General features: G+C 62.8%; 7 protein-coding genes and 1 riboswitch. Of the genes, 6 read left to right on the plus strand and 1 reads right to left on the minus strand.

Features of this window, described 5'->3' with window-relative positions:
• Positions 1-39: 39 nt before the first annotated feature.
• From AC6CDK_RS02160 to AC6CDK_RS02180, 5 genes are all read left to right on the plus strand, one after another.
• A complete protein-coding gene (locus tag AC6CDK_RS02160) occupies positions 40-909 on the plus strand; it encodes an OmpA/MotB family protein (protein ID WP_039645904.1) in 870 nt (289 codons plus the stop codon).
• 12 nt (positions 910-921) lie between these two features.
• On the plus strand, positions 922-1,641 hold the full coding sequence (locus tag AC6CDK_RS02165; protein ID WP_039648313.1) for a Smr/MutS family protein: 720 nt from the start codon (positions 922-924) through the stop codon (positions 1,639-1,641).
• A gap of 190 nt (positions 1,642-1,831) precedes the next feature.
• Entirely contained in the window at positions 1,832-2,254 is a 423-nt protein-coding gene (locus AC6CDK_RS02170; RefSeq protein ID WP_039645902.1) for a hypothetical protein, read from the plus strand.
• An 11-nt stretch (positions 2,255-2,265) separates the two neighbouring features.
• The gene (locus AC6CDK_RS02175; RefSeq protein ID WP_039645900.1) at positions 2,266-3,906 is read left to right on the plus strand and encodes an aspartate:alanine exchanger family transporter; all 1,641 of its coding nucleotides are present in this window, start codon (positions 2,266-2,268) and stop codon (positions 3,904-3,906) included.
• A gap of 134 nt (positions 3,907-4,040) precedes the next feature.
• Positions 4,041-4,598, plus strand: a complete 558-nt coding sequence (locus AC6CDK_RS02180; protein ID WP_039645898.1) for a hypoxanthine-guanine phosphoribosyltransferase — start codon at positions 4,041-4,043, stop codon at positions 4,596-4,598.
• A 57-nt stretch (positions 4,599-4,655) separates the two neighbouring features.
• Here the strand turns inward: AC6CDK_RS02180 and AC6CDK_RS02185 are convergent, their stop codons facing one another.
• A complete protein-coding gene (locus AC6CDK_RS02185) occupies positions 4,656-5,207 on the minus strand; it encodes a hypothetical protein (protein ID WP_039645896.1) in 552 nt (183 codons plus the stop codon).
• An 81-nt stretch (positions 5,208-5,288) separates the two neighbouring features.
• Positions 5,289-5,372: riboswitch (cyclic di-GMP riboswitch) on the minus strand.
• Positions 5,373-5,518: 146 nt separating this feature from the next.
• Here AC6CDK_RS02185 and AC6CDK_RS02190 point away from each other — a divergent pair.
• Complete coding sequence (locus AC6CDK_RS02190) at positions 5,519-6,820, plus strand: NCS2 family permease (RefSeq protein ID WP_039645894.1); 1,302 nt, start codon at positions 5,519-5,521, stop codon at positions 6,818-6,820.
• The last annotated feature ends 53 nt before the right edge of the window (positions 6,821-6,873 follow it).

Genomic DNA, 6,873 nt, shown 5'->3' on the forward strand with positions numbered 1-6,873 from the left:
GGGCCGTGCCAGTCGTTGCAGAGCGAAAAGGAGGGTTCCATGCTGAAACGAATGCTGATCCTGACGATGCTGTCCCTTTCGTCCCTGATGCTGTCCGGCTGCCTTGTCGGCGAGGGGAAGTATCTGAAAAAAGTCGAAGAAGCCGATAACCTGTCAAAGGAGCTGGCAACGCTGCAGGAGAAATATACGGCCCTGTCCTCGGAGAACGAAGGGCTCAAGGGTGCCCTTGCCAAGCTCAAGGACGAGGCTGCCGGTCTCGCGCGCGACAAGGAGAAGCTCACTGCCGACAACCGGGAGCTCCAGCAGGTGCTCCAGGCGAAATCGGACTCGCTCTCCCAGAACATTGTGGAGCTGCGCCAGAAGGTGAGCCAGTTGGAAGCCGAGAATGCCCGCCTGAAGGCCGACATCGCCTCGACCCAGAAGGCCAAGGAGGAGCAGGTACGGGAGGTGAGCAAGACCTACGAGGACCTGCTCGACAAGATGAAGGGCGAGATCGCCCAGGGACAGGTGACCATTTCCGAACTCAAGGGAAAGCTGACGGTGAACATGGTGGACGCCATTCTCTTCGACTCGGGCAAGGCCGAGGTGAAGCCGGCGGGAATGGACATCCTCCAGAAGGTGGTCGAGATCCTGAAGGATGTGAAAGACAAGGCCATCAGGATCGAAGGGCATACGGACAATGTCCAGATCGTTGGCAATCTTGCCAAGCGCTTCCCCACCAACTGGGAGCTTTCCGCGGCCCGCGCCATCAACGTGACCCGTTTCCTCCAGAGCCGGGGGATTGACCCGGCCGTGCTGTCTGCCGTGGCCTATGGGGAGTATCATCCCGTCGCTCCCAACGACACCGATGAAGGCAAGGCTAAAAACCGGCGCATCGAGATCATCCTCGTGCCCAAGGACGCACCCTGACGCACGATGTCCATGAAGAAGAAAAGTCCGCAATCCGGACAGAAAAAGAATGAGTTCTCCCCCAGTCCCTTCAGCGGCCTCAAGGGTTTCCGTCCCGAGCCGGCCACCCCGGAGAAAACGCCGCCGACGGTTGCCCCCCCTCCGCCCCGGAGCATGGCGGAGCCCGACGATCTGAATCTTTTCCTGAGGGAGATGGCCGGCGTGCGCCGGATGGATCGGCCGGACAAGGGACAGTCGGCGCAGCATCAACGGAAGGAGCCGGCCGGGCCGGCACGGGCCGCTGGCGATGATCCGGCGAAGAGTCTGGAGGCTGCCGACCAGGCGGCCTTTGCCGAAGCCATCGCGCGGTTGAAGCTCGATGTGAATTTTCGCGAAAGCCTGCCGGGCGATAGCGGTGCTCCCCGCCCGGTGAGCCGGTTGCGCCAGCTCAAAAATGGCCAGATACGGATCGATCTTGAGCTGGACCTCCACGGGCTCACCCGGGAAGAGGCAGTGGCGAGCCTGGAGCGGTTTATCGCCGGTGCCCATCGGAGGGGCCAGAAGGCTGTCCTTGTCATTACGGGAAAGGGGAACAACTCTTCCGGCGAGCCGGTGCTCCAGGGAGCGGTCCTTTCCTGGCTCCGGGAGCGGGGCAAGGGCATGGTGGCCGAATTTGCGCCGGCCCCCCGGGACATGGGGGGCAGCGGCGCAGTGGTTGTTTTTCTCCGGACGATGAGAGTCAAAGCGGGCTAGTGTCCCGATTGGCCAGTAATTTCTCGTAATTGTGGTCCTTTTGACCGCTGCCGTCGTTACGGCTCCCTGACGTAGCCGGGCCAGGCCTGCGTCGCCGCGCCGTGGCAGCAGGCAAAATACCTCGCAAGTGCTTCCAAGGGCTAACCACACGAGACACGAGCGGTAATCACGGATCAGTCAGGAGGCGGTCGTGTTCGGACTGTTCAAACGGAAAAAGGCTGATCCCGCCATCTTCGACAGCGCCGAAGCCGCCTTCGACTACGCCTGCCGGAACCTGGAAAACCGCATTCTCCTCGAAGCGGTGATTCCCGCCCTGGTGGAGGAATTTGTACGCGTAAGTCCCGAGGGGGAGCGCTACTTCCGCATCCGTCTGGCCAACCGCCATGGCGGCCAGGCCATCGAGGCGTGCACCCTCAAGGAGTCCTCCCGCGCTCCCTCCGTCGGCGACCTGATCGGCTACAAGGTGGTCCGGTACGACCCTGACATGCCGCCTCCCTTTGACCTTCTCGGCTTCATCGCCTACCGGTTCGAGCCCGTTCACGTGCCGGGCAAGGGGTGGCGCACGGCCGAGAGCTTCATTCCCGACACCATCAAGCCCACGCTCCGGATGTGAGCCCCGCTCCCATGCTTTCAATCCTCCTTGAAAACCCTCTTCTTGTGTTGTTTCTCGTGGCGGCAATCGGCTATCCCCTCGGCAGGATCAAAATCCGGGGATCGAGCCTCGGGGTTGCGGCCGTGCTCTTCGTGGGGTTGGCCATGGGATCGCTCCATCCCGAGCTGAAGCTTCCCGAAATCGTCTATGTCCTGGGCCTCGCCCTGTTCGTCTATACCATCGGCCTCTCCAGCGGACCCGCATTCGTGGCGTCCCTGCGGCGGGAGGGGGTCCGCAACAACGCCCTGATCATCGGGATGCTCCTGGTCGCCGCCGGGCTTGCCGTGGGAGCCCAGCGGCTCCTGGGGCTTACGGGCACCGTCACCGCCGGCCTCTTCGCCGGCAGCCTCACCAATACCCCCGCCCTGGCCGGGGCCCTGGAAACCGTCAAGCACATTGCTTCGCCGGAACTGCGTGAACTGCTGCTGGCCGAACCGGTGGTGGGCTACTCGGTGGCCTACCCCATGGGGGTCATGGGGGTGGTGCTCGCCATCAGCCTGGTGCAGAAGCTCTGGAAAATCGATTATGGCGAGGAAGGGAAGCGGCTCAGGCTTGCCGGAACCGCGTCGGAGGCGCTGCGGAGCATGACGGTACGCATCGCCTGGCCCGGGGCGGGGCGCCACACCGTGGCCGAACTGGCCCGCCATGAGAAGTGGGACGTGATTTTCGGCCGGATCAGGCGCGGGGATTCATATCTTCTCACCGGCCCCCAAGTCCGCTTCCAGCCGGGCGATCTCGTCACCGCGGTGGGGACTGAGACGGAATTGCGGCGGGTGGCCGCCTTTCTGGGGGAAGTGAGTGAGGAGGAGATCACCGTTGACCGGAGCGAGTACGACTACCGGCGGATTTTTGTCTCGAATCCCCGGGTGGCGGGGCGGCAGCTGGGAGAGCTGAACCTGTTCGAGAACTACGGTGCCACCATCACGCGGGTCCGGCGCGGCGACGACGATTTCCTGCCCCATGACGACATGGTCCTCGAACTGGGCGACCGGGTGCGCGTCGTCACGCACCGCGACCACATGGCGGAAGTGACGGCCTTTTTCGGCGATTCCTACCGGGCCGTGAGCGAGGTGGATATCCTCACCTTCAGTCTGGGGCTGGCCCTGGGACTTCTGCTCGGGATCATCCCCATCCCCCTGCCCGGCGGCATCACCCTCAAGCTCGGTTTCGCCGGCGGACCCCTCATAGTGGCGCTGATTCTCGGCACCATCGGCCGGTCGGGCTCCATGGTCTGGAGCCTGCCCTACAGCGCCAACATGACCCTGCGCCAGATCGGCCTGGTATTGTTCCTTGCCGGAGTCGGCACGCGGGCGGGCTACGGCTTCGTCACCACCCTTGCCAAGGGTGGCGGATTGGCCATCTTCGCTGCCGGAGCGGTGGTCACCTGCCTTACGGCCCTTGCCACCCTCTGGATCGGCCACAGACTCATGAACATTCCCATGAGCATCCTCATCGGCATGGTCGCCGGCCTCCAGACCCAGCCCGCCGTTCTCGGCTATGCCCTGGAGCAGACCGGCAACGATCTTCCCAACATCGGCTATGCCTCGGTCTATCCCGTGGCCACCATCAGCAAGATTCTCATTGTGCAGATACTGCTTACGATGCTCATGTGATGTCCTGCCGGGTTCAGCCGCTTCCGGCGGGGCATGGTGAAAGTGGCCTGGTCGTTTTCATGTCAACCTGCTTGTCAAGGCGAGCGCCTTGGGCTACTGTGGCCTGCGATCGTCATGTTCCCGCGAGGTCTTTCATGTCCGTAACTCTCGATGAAATCAAGCAAGTCTACCAAGAGGCCGACTGTCTCTTCTCCGAAGCAGAAGTGGAGGCCGCCATCGACCGGCTTGCCGCCGCGGTCACCGAACGTCTGGCCGAGGCCAATCCCCTGGTTTTCTGCGTCATGAACGGGGGGCTCATCGTCACCGGCAAGTTGCTGCCCCGGCTCGGGTTCCCCCTGGAGATCGAATACCTCCATGCCACGCGCTACGGGCACCACATCTTCGGCAAATCCCTTGACTGGCGGGTGCGGCCCGCTGTGGACCTGAGAGGACGGACGGTTCTGGTCGTGGATGACATCCTGGACGAGGGGGCAACGCTCGACGCCATTGCCGAATGGTGCCGGCAGGAGGGGGCGGCGGAGGTCCTCACCGCCGTGCTCGTGGACAAGGAGCATGACCGGAAGGCCCGGCCGGGGTTGAAAGCCGACTTCACGGGGCTTGTGTCCCCGGACCGTTTCCTCTTCGGCTATGGCATGGATTACAAGGGATACTGGCGCAACGCGCCGGGGATCTATGCGGTGAAGGGGTATTAGCCGTTCAGGGCGGGCCCGGGGATTGCCCCGGTACGCCCTGAACGGCTCGGGCACCACTTAGGGTTGCTTCCATACGTAGGTTTTGCTGATGCTTGCGGCGGCCTGGTCAGTGGAAATCTCGGCGCCCGAGACGTCCAGCACTCGGTAGCTCAAGACCTTGAAGTCCGCGTTGCTGACATTCTGTGTGGTCGCGTTGTAGTTCGGCACGAATCCCGGCTTGAAGTCGAACCAGAGCGAGCCGAACGTCCCGAACTTGACCCCGTAGGGATTGACGAGCAGGAACTTCACGGTGTCGCCCACGGTGGGGTCCGTCGAGGGGGTCAGGGCGGATGAGACGAGCGTGCCGGTGTTCAGCATGCTGTTGTCCACCATGACGACCGTTGCCGGATCGAGGAAGTACCTGCCCGGGGTGAGCGGGTCCAGTTTCGGCGTGATCCCCACGGGGAGCTGCAGCACGACTTCGAGGCCGTAGAACTCCGTGGGCGCCGGCTTGATGACGGTGCCGGTAAGGGCCGTGGCGGTGGTTGCAAGGACCACCTGCAACGGTTGGGCAAGGGCCGATGCCGATGCCGCGAGAAGGATGGCGAGACTCAATACTGCCGCTTTCATGGTTCCTCCTTCGTGTGTGAGTGGTGGGCGCGGCCAAAAAAAAAGAAACAGCCTGCCCCCTGAGGGACGCGGAACTGTTTCTTCGCCAACCCGGCTATCCCGCCATTACCGGCGGGACCCGCAGCTTTGTGCCCCCCGGTTGCCCGGGGTTTACCTCTTCGAAAACAGTGCGTAACGGATTATGGATCTGTTGAGGCAATTTTAGTCCGTGGCAGCATGGTATTGCTGTGAGCGGCGTCACAGAACAGGGGACTGACCCCCTGGTACCCCGAGCGCCGTCCGAAACCCATATCCACTTTTCTGAGGCGTCCATGAAACATTTTTTTCACTTCGATCGCCACAACACCACCTACCGCAGGGAGACGGTGGCGGGCATCACCACCTTCCTGACCATGGCGTACATCATCATCGTCAATCCCGCCATTCTCGAAGCGGCGGGCATTCCGCGGGGCCCCTCCACGACTGCCACCATCGTGGCCGCGGTCTTCGGCACGGTGGTGATGGCCTTGTACGCCAATCGCCCCTTTGCCATTGCCCCGTACATGAGCGAGAACGCCTTTATCGCCTTCACCGTGGTCAAGGTGCTGGGCTATTCATGGCAGACTGCCCTGGGTGCGGTCTTCGTGGCGGGCGTGCTGTTCACGGTCCTGACCGTCTTCAAGGTGCGGAGCTGGCTGGCCGAGGCGATCCCGCTCTCGCTCAAATGCGCCTTTGCCGTGGGCATCGGCCTGTTTCTCACCTTCATCGGCCTGAACGAAACCGGTCTCGTTACCCTCGGCGTGCCGGGGGCGCCGGTCAAGATGGGCAACATCGCCTCACCGTCGGTGCTCCTGGCGGTCTTCGGCTATCTCCTCACCGTGTTTCTCATGACGCGCAAGATTCACGGGGCCATCGTCATCGGCATCGTCGCCACCACCGTCCTGTCGGTGGCCTTTGGAGTGACGCCCATGCCGACCGAATTCGTGAGCATGCCGCCGGATCTCTCGCCGATCCTGTTTCAGCTCAACATCGGCGATGCCCTCGACATCCGCTTCTTCCCCGTGGTCCTTACCATTTTCATCATGGCGTTCCTCGATACGGTTGGCACCCTCATCGGCCTTTCCATGCGGGCCGATCTGCTGGACGAGCAGGGTAACCTGCCGGAGATCGAGAAGCCGATGCTGGCCGATGCCCTCGCCACTACCGTGGCGCCGCTGCTGGGCACCTCCACTACCGGCGCCTACATCGAATCGGCCACCGGCATTGAGGAGGGGGGGCGCACCGGCTTCACGGCCCTGGTGGTGGCGGGGCTCTTCCTGCTGTCCCTCTTTTTCGCCCCGCTCTTCACCATCGTGCCTCCCCATGCCTACGGCATCGCCCTCATCGTGATCGGTTCCTTCATGATCGAGCCGCTCCGCCGGATCGATTTCGAGGACTTTACCGAGCTGGTTCCAGCCTTCCTCACCATTGTGCTGATGATTTTCACGTACAACATCGGGGTCGGCATGAGCACGGGGCTTCTCACTTACCCCCTGCTCAAGACCGCCGCCGGCAAGAGGCACCAGGTCTCTGCAGGCATGTGGGTGCTGGCGGGGCTCGCGGTGCTGCTGTTCGTCTTTTTCCCCAAGATGTGAGCGTGGCGGATCTCCGACGCAAAAAGGCCCGCACATGGTGGCGGGCCTTTTTG

Source organism: Geobacter sp. PheSNFMC (genome assembly GCF_059620965.1).